We start from the raw sequence: 18,031 nt of genomic DNA, 5'->3' as shown, positions 1-18,031 counted from the left end.
GATGCATTTCCGGCCCCACATCAACCTGCACGCAAGACGTTCCAAGTTTTGCCGCGCAGTTCTTTTTCCTGCCGACGACAGTGTGGGCCGATGTCCAACCCAGCGGTGGCAAGCGCAGCGACTCTGCTTGTAGCACTCGGGCGGTTTGGTAAAGATGACCCAGCAAACACCGGGGGATTAACATGCTGAACGCGGCCGATGCGGAATTTGTCGAAAGACTTGCTGGGGACCTTCCTGACGACACTCTACGCCCCGCAGAACCACGTTATCTGGAAGAGCCGCGCGGTGCCTGGATGGGCAAGTCCGAATGGGTTGCCCTGCCCCGCACCGTCGAAGAGGCCGCGACGATCCTGCGCGCCTGTCAGGCCGCGCGGGTGGGCATTGTGCCATACGGCGGCGGCACCGGACTCGTCGGTGGACAGGTGTCCGGAGACGGTCCGCAAACGCTCGTCCTGTCACTGGAGCGCATGTCCGCGATCCGCGCCGTCTACCCGCAGGAGAACGTCCTGATCGCCGAAGCTGGCGCGACTCTGGCTGATGTGCAAGCTGCTGCCGAGACCGAGTCGCGGTTGTTTCCGCTGTCGCTGGCGTCAGAAGGCACTGCGCGGATCGGCGGCAATCTGTCGACCAATGCGGGTGGCGTGAACGTGCTGCGCTATGGCAATGCCCGCGATCTCTGCCTCGGGCTGGAGGCGGTCCTGCCCGACGGTCAAATCTGGCACGGGCTCCGGCGGTTGCGCAAAGACAACACCGGCTATGATCTGCGCCACCTTCTGATCGGGGCCGAAGGCACGTTGGGCATCATCACCGCAGCCGCGCTGAAACTGTCGCCTATACCTGCCGGGCGCGGAACCGCGATCATGGCGGTGCGCGATCCCGCATCCGCATTGGCGTTGCTGTCGCTGGCCCGTGACCAGATCGGCGAAGCAGTCAGCGCCTTTGAGCTGATCGACCGCACCGGCACCGATTTTCTGGCCGAAAAGCTACCGGATGTCCGCCTGCCCTTTGACCCGATGCCCGAATGGATGGTCCTGATAGAAGTAGGCCTGCCGCGCGGATTGGTCCCCTCGGAAGCGCTGGAAGAGCTGTTCGTGGCCGCATTCGACGCCGGTCTGGTCACCGATGGGCTGGTCGCGCAGTCGGATACACAACGCGCAGAGTTCTGGACCATGCGCGAATCCATACCGCTCGCCAACCGTCAGATCGGCGCGATTGCCAGCCACGACACCTCTGTCCCGTTGGGCGCTCTGCCAGAATTCATTGCTCGTGGCCGCAAAGTCATTGCCGCCATGGGCGATTTCCGGGTGAATTGCTTTGGCCATGTCGGAGACGGCAATCTGCATTTCAACATCTTCCCGCCGAAAGGCCGTAACAAGGCCGAATTTTCCAATCTGAAACAGGCAATGACCCGCGCCGTCCACGACCTTGTGCATGACATGGAAGGCTCGCTCAGTGCCGAGCATGGCATCGGGCGACTGAAGGTCGATGATCTGGCCCGCTACGGCGACCCGGCAAAACTGTCAGCCATGCGCGCCATCAAATCCGCGCTGGACCCGGCAGGCATTCTGAACCCCGGCGCGGTGCTGCCAGCGGCATGAGACGCGCATCATTTCCGCGCCTTTGCGCCCACACGCAAGGCTTGCATGACGGTTGTTCGCCCTGTTCGCCTTGTATAAGGTCGGACGTGGATTTAGGAACCGTTCGAAAGTCGGTTCAATGGTAAGGAACATGGTCATGTTAGCGCGTTTAGGCTTGAAAAAGAGCGTTACGACAGAAGAGCCGAAAGACGAATGGTTCGACGCGTTTCAAGTCAATCCTCGGGCCTTGATATTCAGCAAACAGCGGATCGTCGTTTCCTTTTCGCCAAAATCGGCATGCTCGCATGTGGTGACGTGGTTCTTTCTGAAAGAACGCCTGTTGGCGGCTGCGAACTACTATCACCCCTGGCCGCATAATTTCCGCACCAAAGTCTATTATGACAGTGCGCAATTTAGACGGCGACGCAATGCACTTCTGGCCAACGGGCAACAAGACTGGACCTTGATCAAGGTCACGCGCGACCCGGTCAAGCGCCTTGTCGCGATTCTAAGACATGCTGTCAGATTTCCCATTGCGGACGAGATTGCCTTGCAACGCGGAATCAATATCAAGCGTGACGGCCTGTCTTTGCGAGAATTCGGAGAGGTTCTGAAAACAGTGGATCTGACGCGGGCGGCGCGACAGGTGGATACTCATCTTTGCTCTCAGATCCATCCGATATGGGACATGCCATTTGGCCGGACAATTACGTTGAACCTGGACGAAGTATCCCTGAACGATGGCTTGAACGACATTGAACGGAGCCTTGGGCTGGAGGTCACGAATTTCACCGCGCATCCCAAATTCGATGAAATCAGAGAGAGCCATTACGTCAATAATGACCAGGATCTCGACACCGAGCAGAACCCGGAAGACGTGAAGTTCCGTCGCAATCAGGTAGAGCGCCGGTTCCCGAAAACGGTGCTTCAGAAACTGCCCTATACAAGCGAACTGGCGCATCACCTCTATCCCGATGACTTTTCGCAGGTCGTCACCAATGACACCAAAGGTGAATTGTTCCGGACCAGGTAGCCGCAGCCCCATGTCCGGCTGCGATCCACCGATCTTTCGAACAGAATATCCGGTAGATGCCTGATGCCATGTATCAGCGCCTGTTTATTTTGGTGGATAATTCCTGATTTCTGAACACCGCCATCGAGCGATACGGAAAAACCGGAAAGGCATCCTTGTTTGCCGGTAATCCCGTGCTTGGAGCGAACTGGCGTATCGCATTGATACCCCGTTCTTTGTCATCTGCGTCGCAATTCGCCGGTCTCTCGCTCGGGCAGAAAAACCCGTCTTTCAGGGCAAAAAAGACGCTTGACGCCCTCCGAGTGCTGCACTACCTAGCGTCCACCGTGGCGGAGTAGCTCAGCCGGTTAGAGCAGCGGAATCATAATCCGCGTGTCGGGGGTTCAAGTCCCTCCTCCGCTACCATTTAATTCTACATCATGGCGCAGGCTGCAAACCGGGTCGGTTCCCGGCTATGCTGCACACGCTTCAGGTTCCGAGATTGGCGCGCAAAAGCGCACGCTCGCATGCTGTGCGAGGCAAGCGCTTGCCGCCCCGCACAGGCGAATTTCCCAAGTAAAACTGCGTCGGTTCAGTTCACCCGGCTCCAGGTTTGCCCCCGGCAAATGCCCAGCACGCAACCTTCCACCTTGAGCGAACTGCCGTTCAGCTGCATTCTGGAGTTGTAGGTCTTGTTGCGGTCGGGCGCCCAGATCTTGCCACCGGCATATTTGCCGTTGCCCTTAGGCTGCATCGCCCAGATCATCCGCTTGCCGATATTGGGCGAGCTGACTTTCTTGCCCGACTTGTCATAGCCCTGCCCCAACACGCCGCAGATCTCGGCACCGCAGGTGCTGATCTTGACCAGACCGAAATTACCGTTGTCGTCGGGCTGGGTTTGCCAGGTGCCCTCGACCGGATCTGCCAATGCCGCCCCTGCGACCAGCGCAACTGCAGCGGCCAATGCCATTATTTTCATCTCTGTTCCTCCCTGAGTGATGGGACAATCCTGACGTGTCGAAGCTGCGTTGATCAAGTCTGACGTCAGGTCGCGTTGCATTCTGTCCGTCCCCGGTGCAAAAGCCGAACCGGAACAGACAGACAGGAAGACGCAGATGATCCTTTATCCCGCCATCGACCTCAAGGACGGCCAGGCCGTGCGGCTTTTGCGCGGGGATATGGAGAAATCCACCGTTTTCAACGACGACCCCGCCGCGCAGGCGATGGAGTTTGTCGAGGCCGGCTGTGAGTGGCTGCACCTGGTGGATCTGAACGGTGCCTTCGCGGGCGAGCCGGTGAATGCGGCCGCGGTCGAGGCGATTCTCGCGCGGACAAAAGTGCCGGCACAACTGGGTGGCGGTATCCGCGACATGGCAACGATCGAGCGCTGGCTGGAACGGGGCCTCGCCCGCGTGATCCTTGGGACTGTTGCGGTGGAAAACCCTGCGCTGGTGCGCGAGGCAGCAGCCGCCTTCCCCGGCAAGGTCGCCGTGGGTATCGATGCGCGCAACGGACGTGTCGCCACCAAGGGCTGGGCCGAGGAAACCGATGTCATGGTCACCGATCTTGCGCGCAGTTTCGAGGACGCCGGCGTCGCCGCGATCATCTACACCGACATCAATCGCGACGGCGCAATGCAGGGCCCCAACATCGAGGCCACCGCGGCACTGGCCCGCGCCGTATCCATCCCGGTGATCGCCAGCGGCGGCGTGTCCTCACTGGAAGATATCATCGCGCTGCGCGACTGCGGGGCCAACCTGAACGGCGCGATTTCCGGTCGTGCGCTCTATGACGGGGCGCTCGACCTGAAAGCGGCCCTCACGGCGCTGAAGGCCTAGTTGCCAGCGGCGGCAGATGTCAGCTTGGCCAGCGCGCCGGTCATCATCTTCACATATTCGGCATCGTCGGGAATGGACAATTCGTCCAGCATTTCCTCGGGATCTTCATAAGCCAGCCAGACCTGGCCCTCGCCGTCCTTGTAGACCAACACCCGCAGCGGCAGATACAGTCCCGCCAACGCGTCATCCTGCATGGCAGGCGTACCAAGCTTGGGATTGCCGAAGATCAGCAGTTGCTCGTCATCCAGCACCATGTCGACCGAGGCCGCCCCCGCCGCGTGATCCACCCGTGCAAAGACGGTAGCACCAGCCCCTGTCACCGCCTCTTCCAGCCGGTCCATCGTTGTGGCGACATCTCCGGAAGCCTGCACTTTGATAATATCGTCATCACTGGCGAGGGCGGGGGCTGCGACAAGGCAGAAGGCGGCGGCAAGCAAGTGTTTCATAAAGCACTCCGATGGCTGTAAAACTTGCCCCTATCGTCGTGTAACCGCACGCGCCTGCCCATCAACAATTTCGTGAGGTGGCGTTCCGGCGGATTGCCGCTAACGCAACGGCCCCGTCCGAAACAGCCGCACCTTCAGCCCCCCGAACGACACTGGCGCGCCCTGCGGCGCGAATGGCAGTCCAGTCGCTTTCGCCAGCCCCGCCTCGCTGGTCACGATCCCGACGCGCCATCCCGCGAACCGCTCTTTCAGCACCTGCCCCAAAGACCCGTAAAGCCCGTAGAGCAGCTTTTTGTTGCCGATACGCCCACCATATGGCGGATTGACCATCACCAGCCCCTTTGGTCCTTCTGGCGGCTCCAGCGCACTGATGGGTTGGCAGTTGAATTGCGCCAGTGCAGAAACGCCGGCCCGCGCGGCATTGGCCTGGCTCATCCGGATCGCACCGGCATCACGATCAAATCCGTAAAACCGCACCGGCCCGTCAGCGAGGTCGGAAGGCCCGCGCATTGCAGCGAATGCCTCTGCATCAAAGCCTGCGAACTTCTCGAAGGCAAATGCCCGCGACCGCCCCGGCATCAGACCTACCGACCATTCTGCCGCCTCAATCGGAAATGTGCCCGACCCGCACATCGGGTCAACCACCGGCTCGGCCCCGTCATAGCCGCATTGCCGCAGGAACAGCGCCGCCAATGTCTCGCGCATCGGGGCCTTGCCAACGGCCTCTTTATGGCCGCGCTTGTGCAGAGCTTCGCCCGAAGTATCGACGGAAAAGCCGCAGAAATTATCCTCGATCCGCGCCAGCACCCGCACCGGCGCGTCATCGGCGACCGGCGCGCCAAGCTCTTCGGTGATCGCCCGCACGATCCGTTCGCTGGCCGCCCCTGCATGATAGATCTTTGACCGGCGGCAGGTGACCTCGACCTTCACGGGCACATCCGTCCGCAGGACGTCCCCCCAGGGAAATTTGCGCGCCCGTTTGTCCAGTTGCGCCAGATGGAACACCGGAAACCCGCCGATCCGTGCAAGCACCCGCCCGGCACCGCGAAGCGCAAGATTGGCCCGCCAGACCTCGGGCCAGCCGCCCTGAAAGCTCACGCCCCCCGGCACGGCCTCCAACGGTCCAAATCCCAGCGCGCCAACCTCCTCGGCCAGCACCTCTTCCAAGCCCGGCGCTGCCGCCAGAAAGATCTCAAACGTGTTTTCCATATGGCTGCCATAGATCAATCGCCCCGCCCCCGCGACAGGTTTTTCGCCAACTCCACCGACACCCGCTAACTGCAAGGTCGTGGCAGGTCACTCAGCCACGTCGCACCACCTGCGTGTTTTCCACGCTTGCCGCCCGCCCTGCCGCCGCGTATGACGTCGCCCATGTTGAAGACACGCATCATCCCCTGCCTTGACGTGGCCGACGGCCGTGTCGTCAAGGGCGTCAACTTCGTCGATCTGCGCGACGCCGGTGACCCCGTCGATGCCGCCCGCGCCTATGACGCGGCCGGAGCCGACGAGATCTGCTTTCTCGACATCCACGCGACCCATGAAAACCGCGGCACAATGTTCGATGTGGTCACCCGCACGGCAGAGCAATGCTTCATCCCCCTGACAGTCGGTGGCGGAGTAAGAACCGCTGCTGATGTCCGGGCGCTGCTGCTGGCAGGTGCCGACAAGGTCAGCTTCAACTCCGCCGCCGTCGCCGATCCGGACGTCGTGGCCCGCGCTGCGGACCAGTTTGGAAGCCAGTGCATCGTCGTAGCCATAGACGCCAAGACCACAGCCCCAGGCCAATGGGAAATCTTCACCCATGGCGGCCGCCGTCCCACCGGCATTGATGCTGTGGATTTCGCCCGGACCGTCACCGAGAAAGGTGCCGGAGAGATTCTGCTCACCTCAATGGACCGCGACGGCACGCGTGCAGGTTTTAACCTGCCGCTGACCCGCGCCATCTCGGATGCTGTTTCTGTCCCGGTGATCGCCTCGGGCGGCGTCGGCACGCTCGATCACCTTGTCGAAGGCGTCACATTGGGCGGGGCTTCCGCCGTACTGGCCGCCTCGATCTTCCATTTCGGTGACTATACGATTACCGAGGCCAAGGCCCATATGGCTGCCGCCGGCATTCCTATGAGGATGACATGACCCTCGACGATCTCGCCGCCACGATCGCGGCACGCGTCCAAGCCGACCCGGATAGCTCCTGGACGGCCAGGCTTCTCGCCAAAGGCCCGGAAAAATGCGCCGAGAAGTTCGGAGAAGAGGCGATAGAAGCCATTATCGAAGCCATCAAAGATGACAAATCGCGCCTCACGTCAGAAGCTGCCGATGTCCTGTTTCATCTCCTCGTCATGCTTCAGTCGCGCAACGTGCCGCTCTCGGATGTCATGGCGGAACTGGCGCGGCGGCAAGGCACTTCCGGCATCAGCGAAAAAGCGTCGCGCTCGGAATAGCTGACGACGGGACGGTGGGCGGGGCGCCTTCCGGCGCAGCCGGAACAGCGGCGCACGACGTCACGTTAGTTTCGACGACAATATCCCGGTGTTGAAGCCGCCCATACGCAACTCACCGAACAATCGCTGGTATTCGATCTTCGGGCAACGGTTCATGATCACATCGCAACCGGCCGCTCTGGCCGCCTGTGCCGCCTCATCATGCTGAACACCGATCTGCATCCAGACCGTACGCAGCGCAGGCAACACCTGAAGCGCTTCTTCAACAATATCGGGCACAGCCTCTGAGCGGCGAAATATATCAACCATATCGACTGGTTGCTTGATATCTGTCAGCGATGCCCGCACCGTTGCACCAAAAAGCTGTTTACCAACATGACCGGGATTCACCGGAATCACCTGAAACCCCTTCAGCGCCAGATACCGGGCAACATAGTGGCTGGGCCGCACCGGATTGGGCGACACCCCGACCACCGCGATGGTTTTCGTCCGGGTCAGTATCTTTTTCAGGAAGGCGTCGGAATATGTTTCACTCATGCGCCCAAGCTACCGTCATCATCGTGCCGACAAAAGTCGAAAAAGAAAAGGCGCTCAAGAACCAGTCTTGAGCGCCAGTAGCGGAACGAGGGACAGTGTAAAAGAGCTTCGGGGTTCCGGCCCGTGCTCTTGATACAGTAGATAGGCAACAGGCTGAAAATTATAAGGACCACTCAAGGAAATGTGATTGACAGCTGAATCCCAACACTTCGCGGACGATCAAATGGCCTGCGCTTCGCCGGGATGCGCAGGGTGATCTGACGCTCCCACCGACTCGTGCAGACGCTCCGAAGCGTCCCGCCCGACCGTGCGCGCCCTGCGGAACCAAAACAGCTTTCCCGTGCCATTCCATGTGCCAACCGAGGGTGCCGTGACATCGCAGGGAAACCGTGCACGCCAACCATCGGGCAAGGGCAGACCGCATGCCTCGGCCCGGCCCAACATCCAGACCAGTGGAATATTCGCCAAAGGCCGTGACGCGATATGCCCGTTCAGTTGTCCACCGACATCCCCATGGGTGCCGCGAAACCAGACCTGTTCGGCCTTGCCCGGCCAATCCGGCGGGCTTGTCCACAAAACCGGCGCATAGGCATGACGGGTCTCGTTCAGCGCCAGCGCGTGGTAGCCATGCCGGATACTCGCGCCCAGCTCATGGTTGTGAAACCCGTGCTTATCCTCGATCCAGCGCCACAACACGGGCAATCTCAAGCCAAGCGCCTTGACGGTATCCCACACGCCGATCATCTCGATCGGGGCTTGCGGATGGCAATGGACCTGACCAAACGACCGGGTGACCGGGCCTGCCGGGTCGCTTTCGTAAAGCCTGTAGATCGTCCGGATATTCCGGACTGTCGCCTCTTCGGCGCGAAGAAGTCCAACGCGGTCGATCAGACCCGCCAAAGACCGCACCGCATAGGCACCACGCGAATACCCGAACAGAAAAATCCTGTCTCCCGGTCTGTAGCGCGACGCCAGAAAACCGTAAGCCCTTCGGATCTGACGGTTTATGCCGCGCCCGGTCAGAACATCCGCGGTGCTGCGCCATTCCTGCCACTGAATGCCTGCCTCGTAATACAGCGACAGCTGGCCGTTCATCTCTTCCAGCAGACGGTAAGTGATGCCGGCATTGGTCTCTTCGCCGGGAACCAAGGACGACATCGTGCCATCCAGAACGATCACATGAGTGCGAATCCCACGCCGGGCGCTCAACGCCGAATGATCGGCCCGAAATGTCCGGCGCAGCCAGGTTACGAATCTGTCACTCAGCCGCGATGGCCACATCGTTCAACATTTCCCATACTCTGTGCGGCGTGAAGGGCATGTCGGCCTGACGTACCCCGCGCTGCCACAAAGCGTCCTGCACGGCATTGGCCACAGCCGCCATTGCCCCGACAGTTCCCGCCTCTCCGCAACCTTTCATCCCCATCGGGTTGGCCGTCGACGGCACCGGGCGCGTCGAGAAGGAAATCATCGGCACATTGTCGGCCCGTGGAACCGCATAGTCCATGAACGTCGCCGTGAGCAGTTGCCCATCCTCGTCGTAAACCACGCGTTCCGTGATCGCCTGACCAAGCCCCTGAGCGACCCCGCCATGCACCTGCCCTTCGGCCAGCATCGGGTTGATGAGGTTGCCGAAATCATCAACAACCGTATAGCGGTCGACCTGCACATCACCAGTTTCGGGGTCAATTTCGACCTCGGCAATATGCGCACCGTTTGGATAAGAGCGTCCCGGCAATTCGTCGCGCGCTTCGTGGCGCAGCAGATCATCGCGCCCGGCCTCGCGCGCCATCTGGGCCACTTCCAGCATGGTCGGCGTAACGTTCGACCCCTCGGCGCGGAATTGCATATCATCAAAGCTGACATCAGCCGCGTCGACGCCCAGTTTTTCGGCCAGAAACGCCGAAAATTCTGTCACGATCTTTGCGACTGCGGTCAGCGTCACGTTCGTCTGCGTGGTGACAGAGCGTGACCCGCCCGTGCCGCCGCCCTTGGCGATCAGATCACTGTCACCTTGCACCACACGGATCTGATCTGCCGGAATGCCGGACTGGTCGGACAGGAACTGCGCATAGACAGTTTCATGGCCCTGACCGTTCGACTGGGTTCCGACAAACAAGGTCACGCTGCCATCCTCCTCGAACTCTACTCTGGCACCTTCGGAAGGATCCCCCAAAATACTTTCGATATAGTAACAGATGCCCAACCCGCGCAGTCGCCCCTTGGCTTCGGACGCCGCCTTGCGCGCAGCAAGTCCGGCGTGGTCCGCCTCTTCCACGGCTCTGTCCAGAAGCTTGGCAAACTCGCCGACGTCATAAAGCTCCCCGGTGGCGGTCTTGTAGGGAAACGATGCCTCGGGGATGAAATTCCGTTTGCGCAATTCGATCGGATCAATATCCAGCTCGCGCGCGGCGCGGTCCATCATCCGCTCCAGCAGGTAGATTGCCTCGGGCCGTCCGGCACCGCGATAAGCGTCAACCGGCGCTGTATTGGTGAAATACCCTTCGGCACGCAGCCAGGTGTTCTGCACGTCATATGTGCCCATCAACACGCGGCCGAACAGAAAGGTCTGAATAGCCTGCGCAAATTGCGAATTGTAAGCACCAAGGTTGAATTTGCTATGCACGCGGTAGGCGGTGATCTTGAGGTTTTCATCAAAGGCCAGCTCGCCCAGGCTGACCAGATCGCGCCCGCCATTGTCCGACAGCATCGCCTCTGTCCGGTCCGACATCCAGCGCACGGGACGGCCCAACGTCTTCGCGGCAAAGGCCACAACATGATATTCCGGATAGGCAAACCCCTTCATCCCGAAGCCTCCGCCGACATCCGGGTTGGTCACGCGCACCTTGTCGTCGGGCAAGCCAAACGCCTTGGACAGCAGGTCCTTCTGCCCCCAGACGCCCTGGCCGTTGACCGAGACATGGAGCTTGTCAGCGTCCCATTCGGCGAAACATCCACGCGGCTCCATCGAGCAGACCATGATCCGGTTGTCGGGCACTTCAAGGCTGACCACATGGGCGGCAGCCTCGAACGCCGCGTTGCAGACCTCTTCATCGCCCAGACCGTAATCCAGCGCCCGGTTGTCCGGTGCCTCGTCATGGATCGCCACGTCGCCCGGCGCACAGGCCATCTGGGCGGGCAATTCGTCATAGTCCAGCTCGATCAGCTCTGCCGCGTCCTTGGCTTGCTGTAGCGTGTCTGCGACCACCATCGCCACGGCCTCGCCGACATGACGCAGCTTGACCCGCGCCAGAACCGGACGTTCGGGTGCGGCACCGTCCGTACCATCGCGATTGGGCTGCGTGGCACCGGGAATGTGAACATCCAGCCCACCATCCAGCAGATCCTGAACGGTCAGCACCGCATGCACTCCATCCGCATTGCGCGCCTCATCCACGTTCAACGTGGTGATCGTGGCATGCGCGACGGGCGACCGAAAGACATACGCAAACAGCGCCCCTTCCGGGGCTATATCATCGACATAGCGGCCATGCCCTGTCAGGAACCGGACGTCCTCGACACGTTTGACTGGCTGACTCTTGCCAAATTTATCCATATCCCATTCTCCCGTTGGCGTCCGTTGTTGTTTGTGGGCGAGACTAATCCCTGCGTGCAAACTGTCCAGCCCCGCCCCGCGGGAAGGCGGTTCCGGGCACCTGCGCGCAGGGATGAAAAGATCGTGATGTGCCCCGGCATATCTCAGTGATCTACCACGAAGCGGGCTGGCAATCGCTTATGCACAGGGGCGTTTTGGACAAAAGGCCGCCCCCGCTTTCAGGTGTCGTCCTCGATGGCGTAGCGGTTGAATACACCGCTTTGGGTCATGAAAAACACGAAGATCGCAGCCGTCAGCCCGAATGTCTTGAAATAGACCCAGGTCTCGGTGCTCATCGTGCGCCAGATCACCTCGTTCAGAATCGCCAGTGTCAGGAAGAACGCCGTCAGCCGCCGGGTCAGGATCATCCAGCCCTCTTGTTGCAGCGGCATGACCTCTTCCATCACGAATTTCAGATAGCTTTCGCCGCGCAGCAAGCCGATCCCAAGCGCACCCCCGAACAGCAGGTAGATCATCGTCGGCTTCATCTTGAAGAACTGATCGTCGTTGAACCAGACGCTCAGCCCGCCGAACACCACCACCAGAACCAGCGTGGTCACCTGCATCCGCGACAGCTTGCCGGTCAGCTTCCACAGCGCAAGCGTCGAAAGGATCATCAGTGGCACAAAGCCCGCCGTTGCCAGGATGAACCCGTCATACATGGTTCCGTTGATTTCATAGCTGTTCCCTTTCAGCCGTAGAAACGCCACGAAGAACACGACGACGGGGCCAAGCTCCAGCGCCAGTTTCAGTATCGGGTTGATCTTGCGCTCTGCCAAAACAGGCCTCCATTTCGGTGATGCGGGCTCAGCCGCCAAATTCAACTATGACCGCGCCTGCGGCAATCAAGGTCATCAACGCAATCCGTCGCGGTCCGACCGTCTCTTTCAGCACCAGCCAGCCGATCAGCGCCGCAAACACGGTCGAGGTTTCGCGCAGGACCGCCGCCTCGCCAACCTTGTCAAGCCGGGTTGCCAGCATGATCGACCCGAAGCTGAAGAACGCAATCACGCCGCCGACCACACCCCGCACCAGAAGCGGCGGCAGCGTCGGACGCTCGGACAGTTTTCGCCAGCGCATCACGCCCAGCACCGGAAATGCCACCCCATCGATCATGAAAAACCACGCCAGAAAGGTAAACGGGTCGGCGGTGGCCCGGATGCCATAGGCGTCGTAGGTCGTATAAAGCGCCACGAAGATCCCGGTGAGAAAGGCCAGCATCAGCGCCGCCCACAAGGTATCGCGCGCCTGGGTCAGAAAGATCAGATTGTAGACCGCAAGTCCGAAGATGCCCGCCAGCAGGACACCGACACCCAGCCACTGCGTGACCGAAAACACCTCGCCAAAGATCAGATAGGCCCCGATGACTGCAAAGAGCGGTCCGGTCCCGCGCACGACCGGGTAGACCACCGTATAGGCACCCTTGGTATAGGCCTGCGCCTGCAACAGCTTGTAGCCGGTGTGAATGACGAAGGCCCCCGCGAAGATCGGCCACATGTGTGGCTCTGGCCAGGGCACGACGAACAGCGCAAACGGCGCCGCCATCAACCCATAGCTGCCGTCAATTGCCGCGCGACTAAGCCACGGATCGTGCCGCCCTTTTTGCAATGCGCCGAATACGGCATGCAGGAACGCGGCGAGCAAGGCCAGCACAAGCGCAAGCTGGTGCCCCGCTTCGGTGCCTTCCAAAGAGATCAGCCAGGCGCTCATACAATACCCGACCTTTCGGAACCACGCGCCAAGCAAACGAGTTGACTGTCCATGATCCGGCCGGATCGCAATGCAGGGGGAGGCATGCTCGAAACAATTGTCAGTGAATTCAAAGGCAGCTTTGCCGCCATCCCGGCAGAGGTTGCCGCGGTCCGGCTGCTCGCAGCGGTCCTGTTCGGCGGTATGATCGGGTTAGAGCGTGAACGCCGCGAAAAACCGGCCGGGCTGCGGACACATATGCTGGTGTCGATGGCCGCCTGCCTTTTCATCGTCGTCAGCCAGCAGCTTGCCGCAATGTTCGCCGAGACCGACGGCCTGCGCGTCGATCCCCTGCGCCTGATCGAGGCGGTGACCGCAGGTGTCGCATTCCTCGCGGCCGGGATTATCTTCACCTCTGGCGACAAGGTCCGCAACACTACGACCGGCGCATCTATGTGGCTGGCCGGGGCTGTGGGACTTGCCTGCGGATCAGGACAACTGCCGCTGGCCGCGATGGCAACAGTGATCGTTCTGGCCGTCCTACTGCTATTGCGTGAGGTTGAGCGCTGGATGGGCACGCGGTAGCGCGCGTCTACAGGTGGCCTGCGCCTGCAAGGCAGCATCTGATTGTCGTCGGTCACGCCCGGTCTAGACCGGTCAGAGCGGCGGCAAAATCCTCGGGGTCAAACGGGGCCAGATCGTCGATCTGCTCGCCCACTCCGATGGCATGGATCGGCAGGCCGAACTTATCGGCCAATGCGACAAGCACGCCCCCCTTGGCGGTCCCGTCAAGCTTTGTCATCACCAGCCCCGACACATCGGCAAGCTTCCTGAAGGTTTCAACCTGACTCAGCGCGTTCTGGCCGGTCGTCGCATCCAGCACCAGAAGCGTGTTATGTGGCGCGTCGGGGTCTTTCTTGCGGATCACCCGGACGATCTTGGACAGTTCTTCCATCAGGTCAGCCCTGTTCTGCAAACGACCTGCCGTGTCGATCATCAGAAGGTCCGCACCATCCGCCTGCGCCTTGGTCATGGCGTCAAAGGCCAGGCTGGCCGGGTCAGAGCCTGCGGGCGCGGTCAGCACCGGCACACCCGCGCGATCCCCCCAGACCTGCAACTGCTCTACCGCGGCTGCACGAAACGTGTCGCCCGCCGCAATCACGACCGACTTGCCCGCCGCGCGAAACTGACTGGCCAGCTTGCCGATCGTCGTGGTCTTGCCAGAGCCATTCACGCCCACCACCAGCACGACCTGCGGTTTGGATGGGTACAGCGGCATCGGGCGGGCCACCGGATCCATGATCCGGGTAATCTCGTCCGACAGCAATTGTTTGATTTCCGGCACCGACAGCTTTCGCCCCATGCGCCCCTCGGCCATATTGGCGGTGACCCGCAAAGACGTATCAACGCCCATATCCGAGGCAATCAGCAGTTCTTCGAGGCTTTCGAGCATGTCGTCGTCAAGCGCGCGCCGCACCACAATGCGATCCTCGCGCCGTCCCAACAGGCGGTTGAGCAAGCCAGTGCTGCGGGGGGGCACTTCCTGCGGTGCTTCAATCGGGATCTCCAGCGGCGCGGGTGCGGGCACCCGATCAGGCGTGCGCACGGGCACTTCCTGCGGTGCCTGCTGTGGTACTTCGACAGGGCTGTTGCCGGGAATGTCCGGGCCGGGCGTGGGTTCGGGTGCCGGGTTTGGCGGCACCTCCGGCTCTGGCGGGGTCTGCGGCGGCAAATCTGGCTCCGGCACCGGCTGCGGCTCTTCCGGCAGATCAGGTTCCGGTGCAGGCGGCACTTCAGTGGGCGCGTCTGGCGCGGGCGGGGTGGGCGAAGGCGTCTCGCCCGGAGGTTCAGGCGCGGTTTGCACCGCCCGTTCCTGTTCCGCGCTGCGCAGTGGCTCGGATGGCGCTTCGTCTTCTTCGCCGCCCTCGCCAACGATTGCTTCCAGCCCCTCGTCCAGCTTTGACGACGACTTGAACAACCGGTTCTTCATCTTGCCGAAAAAAGACATACCCAACCTCAGCTTGTGATGCTTATCACCTAATACCACACTGGCTGAGATGAAAGTCCCAGTTGTCAAAGCGGATGCTGAAATAGTTGAGCCGCTGACCGCAATCCAACGCTGATGAGGCTTTGCCTCAACTACGCTCCACCGCCATGCTGCCCCGTAACCGCCGGTAGTCACCTTGTCGAAGATTGCACAACGAAGCCGTCATCGGATTTGCAGAAGCTGAAGGCAAAGCGACCGCCGCGCCGCATCGTTGCCCTGGCGCTGCTGCGACAGGTCCACGAAGCGCAGGCCAAACCAACGCGATCCGGCGAGACCGAGCGGCATCCGGACCGTGGCCGGTCACTTCAACTGACTGTCCTTCGACCCGCGCCGGTTCATGCCGCCGCGCGCCTTGAACGCGCCGTCGCGTTCCTGTTGACAGTCGATGCAAAGTTTCACCCCCGGCAAGGCGATACGGCGGGCTTCTGGGATTTCTTCCTCGCACTCGGCACAATGGGTCAGGCTTTCGCCCGTCGGCCCGCGCCGCGCCTTGAGACGTGCCAGCTCGTCATTGATCGACGCCTCGATCTGTTCGCTTACCGCGCCGTCGCGCGCCCATCCGCCTGCCATGCCATCCTCCGTCAGCCAGCCTGCCTTAAACATAAGCACCCGCACCGGTTCTGCAAAGGGTTTGGCCGCTTGACCTTTCGCCGCCGCCGCTATGTTTCAAGACAAAGGAGATTTTTCGCATGTTTCGTTTTGTCATTGCCCTGTTGTTGGCCGCTTTCACCGCCCTGCCCGGCCTTGCTGCGCAGGGGTTCACGTTCAAATCCATCGACGGCGGCACGCTGTCTCTGGATCAGTGGAAAGGTCAGCCGGTACTGGTGGTGAATACCGCGTCTCGCTGCGGGTTCACGCCGCAATTCTACGGGTTGCAGGCGCTTTATGACGACTACCGGGACCAGGGATTTATCGTACTGGCCGTGCCCTCCAACGATTTCAAACAAGAGCTGGCCTCGGAAGAAGAGGTCAAGGAGTTCTGCGAGTTCAATTTCAATCTCGACATGCCAATGACCACCATAAACCATGTGCGCGGGCAGGATGCGCATCCGTTCTACGGTTGGGTCGAGGCCCGGACAGGCTTTGTCCCGTCGTGGAATTTCAACAAGATCCTGATCGGACCCGAGGGCGACGTTCTGGGCACATGGGGCGCACTGACGACACCGCAATCCGCGTCCATCATCAACGCCGTGAAAGCTGCGCTGCGTTAACGGTGTTCTTCGGCCGCAGTCGCCGCCAGAGCCCGGTTATAGGCCTTGAGCGCGTCGACATGGTAAAGCGCGCCTTGCAGAACCGCCGCCTCACCCTCCAGCTTCACCACCGGCAGGAAGGCGACGCCGGATTTATCAAATACCGGCAGGGCCGTCTCCAGCGTCGCACTTTCCTGAACGTATAGGCCTTGCGCGATCATCTCCTGGCAGGTTTCCTCATCTGCGGTGTTTTCGTCCGTGACCCGGCGCATGACCCCCGTGACGCGGAACATCGCCAGAAGATAGGTCTGCGGTCCGGCGGCCAGCCGCACGTTGCGCTGTTCCAACTGGGTCAGGAAAAACGACCGGTTGACGAGACGTGACGCAAGCGCTGTTGACAGGGAGACCGAGACCATCACAGCCAGTCCCGTCTGCCAGTCGCCTGTCAGTTCGAACACGATCAGCGTGGTCGAGATCGGCGCGCCCAGCACCGCCGCCGCGACCGCGCCCATGCCCGCCAGCGCGTAAAGCGTGTCGGCACCAGAGCTGTCGGGGAAAAGTCCCGTGGCGATCCCGCCGAACGCCAGCCCCGTCAGCGCCCCCACCATCAACGAGGGCGAGAAGATCCCCCCACCCATGCGACCTGCCAAGGTCACCGCCACCGCGATGACCTTGAGAACGGCAAAGACAATCGCCTCATGCGTCAACAACTGGCCGGTCAGCGCCATGCTGGTCGTTTCATAGCCGACACCGATGATATGCGGGAACTTGATCGCCATCACGCCAAGGATCAGCCCTGCGAGCGTTGGCCGCACCCAGACCGGCAGGCCGATGCGGTTTTCCAGCCGGTTTTCAACGTCTTCCGCATAAAAGATCGCCCGCATCATCACCACGGCGACCAGTCCGCAGACCAGACCCAGAACAAGGAACGCAGGCAGTTCAAGGTAGAATTCTAGTGTCGTGGTTCCGGGCAGGGTGAATTCCGTGACGTCGCCAAAGGCCAGCCGGTTGATCACCGTCCCCGCAGCGCTGGCCACGACAATCGGCGCAAAAGCGTGCAGGGAAAAGTGGCGCAGGACAACCTCCAGCGCGAACAACGCACCGGCAATGGGCGCGTTGAAACTGGCCGAAACCGCCGCCGCCACGGCGCAGCCCATCAGATCGCGTCCGGTGATCCCATCGGCCCGGATCAGGTTGCTGATCCAGCTGGAAATCGTCGCCGCGATATGGACCACCGGCCCCTCCCGACCGGACGAGCCGCCGGTTGACAGCGTGATCAACGACGCGAATGCCGAGACCAGTCCCGCCCTTTTCTGCACCCGTCCGTCATTCAGCGCGGCCCCTTCGATCACATCCGCCACCGCGTGAACGCGCTTGTCGGACGTGAACCAATGCAGCAAGAGGCCCACGGTCAACCCACCCCCAACTGGCACCAGAAGCACCACATACCAAGGCAATGTCCCGGCAAAACTGTGCAGGCTGTTCACGTCTGACGTGCCGTAAAAAGCCGTTTGCAGGATGTCGATGCCGCTACGGAACAGCAGTGCCGCAAAGCCCGCCGCGATGCCGATCACCAGCGCGATGAACCAGAACTGGATCTGGCTGGGTCCGCGATTGCGCAGCAATTGCCAGCCGCGGCCGAACATCCGGGCCATATCC

Annotated in this window: 18 protein-coding genes and 1 tRNA gene; 8 read left to right on the top strand and 11 right to left on the bottom strand. The window is 61.2% G+C overall.

The genetic code is table 11. From position 1 onward, the window contains the following. Positions 1-182 precede the first annotated feature (182 nt). The 3 genes from B8991_RS12605 to B8991_RS12595 all read left to right on the top strand — a co-directional run bounded on the left by B8991_RS12605 (position 183) and on the right by B8991_RS12595 (position 3,015). Positions 183-1,598: an FAD-binding oxidoreductase gene (locus tag B8991_RS12605; protein ID WP_084353342.1), complete on the top strand. Its 1,416-nt coding sequence runs from the start codon at positions 183-185 to the stop codon at positions 1,596-1,598. Positions 1,599-1,650: 52 nt separating this feature from the next. Then, the gene (locus B8991_RS12600) at positions 1,651-2,610 is read left to right on the top strand and encodes a hypothetical protein (protein ID WP_143514593.1); all 960 of its coding nucleotides are present in this window, start codon (positions 1,651-1,653) and stop codon (positions 2,608-2,610) included. Between the two features lie 328 nt (positions 2,611-2,938). Next, positions 2,939-3,015, top strand: a tRNA-Met gene (locus tag B8991_RS12595). A gap of 166 nt (positions 3,016-3,181) precedes the next feature. Here B8991_RS12595 and B8991_RS12590 read toward each other — a convergent pair. Further along, positions 3,182-3,559 (bottom strand): DUF2147 domain-containing protein, encoded by a 378-nt coding sequence (locus tag B8991_RS12590; protein WP_412780828.1) that lies wholly within the window; start codon positions 3,557-3,559, stop codon positions 3,182-3,184. 145 nt (positions 3,560-3,704) lie between these two features. Between B8991_RS12590 and hisA the strand changes: the two genes are divergently transcribed. Further along, positions 3,705-4,427, top strand: coding sequence for a 1-(5-phosphoribosyl)-5-[(5-phosphoribosylamino)methylideneamino]imidazole-4-carboxamide isomerase (gene hisA / locus B8991_RS12585; RefSeq protein ID WP_084353387.1), 723 nt, complete (start codon positions 3,705-3,707; stop codon positions 4,425-4,427). Here the strand turns inward: hisA and B8991_RS12580 are convergent. Both B8991_RS12580 and B8991_RS12575 read right to left on the bottom strand, forming a co-directional pair. Beyond that, a complete protein-coding gene (locus tag B8991_RS12580; protein ID WP_084353339.1) occupies positions 4,424-4,873 on the bottom strand; it encodes a DUF302 domain-containing protein in 450 nt (149 codons plus the stop codon). The genes hisA and B8991_RS12580 overlap by 4 nt on opposite strands. Positions 4,874-4,972: 99 nt before the next feature. Further along, positions 4,973-6,082 carry a THUMP domain-containing class I SAM-dependent RNA methyltransferase gene (locus B8991_RS12575; protein ID WP_084353386.1) on the bottom strand — a complete coding sequence of 370 codons (1,110 nt, stop codon included), beginning with the start codon at positions 6,080-6,082 and terminating at the stop codon, positions 4,973-4,975. Positions 6,083-6,244: 162 nt separating this feature from the next. Here B8991_RS12575 and hisF point away from each other — a divergent pair, with 162 nt between their 5' ends. Together hisF and B8991_RS12565 are read left to right on the top strand one after the other, a co-directional pair. Then, on the top strand, positions 6,245-7,006 hold the full coding sequence (hisF, locus tag B8991_RS12570; RefSeq protein ID WP_084353385.1) for an imidazole glycerol phosphate synthase subunit HisF: 762 nt from the start codon (positions 6,245-6,247) through the stop codon (positions 7,004-7,006). Then, entirely contained in the window at positions 7,003-7,314 is a 312-nt protein-coding gene (locus B8991_RS12565) for a phosphoribosyl-ATP diphosphatase (protein WP_084353338.1), read from the top strand. Before hisF ends, B8991_RS12565 begins: the two co-directional genes overlap by 4 nt. A 60-nt stretch (positions 7,315-7,374) precedes the next feature. Here the strand turns inward: B8991_RS12565 and B8991_RS12560 are convergent, their stop codons facing one another. The 5 genes from B8991_RS12560 to B8991_RS12540 form a co-directional block, all read right to left on the bottom strand. Beyond that, positions 7,375-7,851 (bottom strand): CoA-binding protein, encoded by a 477-nt coding sequence (locus B8991_RS12560; RefSeq protein ID WP_084353337.1) that lies wholly within the window; start codon positions 7,849-7,851, stop codon positions 7,375-7,377. Between the two features lie 219 nt (positions 7,852-8,070). Beyond that, entirely contained in the window at positions 8,071-9,132 is a 1,062-nt protein-coding gene (locus tag B8991_RS12555) for a DUF2235 domain-containing protein (RefSeq protein WP_084353384.1), read from the bottom strand. Beyond that, entirely contained in the window at positions 9,110-11,407 is a 2,298-nt protein-coding gene (locus tag B8991_RS12550) for a xanthine dehydrogenase family protein molybdopterin-binding subunit (protein WP_084353336.1), read from the bottom strand. Before B8991_RS12550 ends, B8991_RS12555 begins: the two co-directional genes overlap by 23 nt. A 218-nt stretch (positions 11,408-11,625) precedes the next feature. After that, entirely contained in the window at positions 11,626-12,225 is a 600-nt protein-coding gene (locus B8991_RS12545) for an inner membrane-spanning protein YciB (protein WP_084353335.1), read from the bottom strand. A gap of 28 nt (positions 12,226-12,253) precedes the next feature. After that, positions 12,254-13,156, bottom strand: a complete 903-nt coding sequence (locus B8991_RS12540) for an EamA family transporter (protein ID WP_084353334.1) — start codon at positions 13,154-13,156, stop codon at positions 12,254-12,256. An 84-nt stretch (positions 13,157-13,240) separates the two neighbouring features. Between B8991_RS12540 and B8991_RS12535 the strand changes: the two genes are divergently transcribed. Further along, positions 13,241-13,720 (top strand): MgtC/SapB family protein, encoded by a 480-nt coding sequence (locus B8991_RS12535; protein ID WP_084353383.1) that lies wholly within the window; start codon positions 13,241-13,243, stop codon positions 13,718-13,720. 52 nt (positions 13,721-13,772) lie between these two features. Here the strand turns inward: B8991_RS12535 and ftsY are convergent, their stop codons facing one another. Together ftsY and B8991_RS12525 are read right to left on the bottom strand one after the other, a co-directional pair. Then, a complete protein-coding gene (gene ftsY / locus B8991_RS12530) occupies positions 13,773-15,143 on the bottom strand; it encodes a signal recognition particle-docking protein FtsY (protein WP_084353333.1) in 1,371 nt (456 codons plus the stop codon). 339 nt (positions 15,144-15,482) lie between these two features. Then, a complete protein-coding gene (locus tag B8991_RS12525) occupies positions 15,483-15,752 on the bottom strand; it encodes a DksA/TraR family C4-type zinc finger protein (protein ID WP_084353382.1) in 270 nt (89 codons plus the stop codon). A gap of 119 nt (positions 15,753-15,871) precedes the next feature. Between B8991_RS12525 and B8991_RS12520 the strand changes: the two genes are divergently transcribed. After that, positions 15,872-16,393: a glutathione peroxidase gene (locus B8991_RS12520; RefSeq protein ID WP_084353332.1), complete on the top strand. Its 522-nt coding sequence runs from the start codon at positions 15,872-15,874 to the stop codon at positions 16,391-16,393. On the opposite strand, the gene B8991_RS12515 is transcribed toward B8991_RS12520, so the two are convergent. Beyond that, a complete protein-coding gene (locus tag B8991_RS12515; RefSeq protein WP_412780841.1) occupies positions 16,390-18,027 on the bottom strand; it encodes a chloride channel protein in 1,638 nt (545 codons plus the stop codon). The genes B8991_RS12520 and B8991_RS12515 overlap by 4 nt on opposite strands. Positions 18,028-18,031: the final 4 nt, after the last annotated feature.

It is taken from the genome of Primorskyibacter flagellatus, assembly GCF_900176485.1.
GTDB classification, from domain to species: Bacteria; Pseudomonadota; Alphaproteobacteria; order Rhodobacterales; family Rhodobacteraceae; genus Primorskyibacter; species Primorskyibacter flagellatus.
This window is presented reverse-complemented; position numbering and strand designations above follow the sequence as displayed.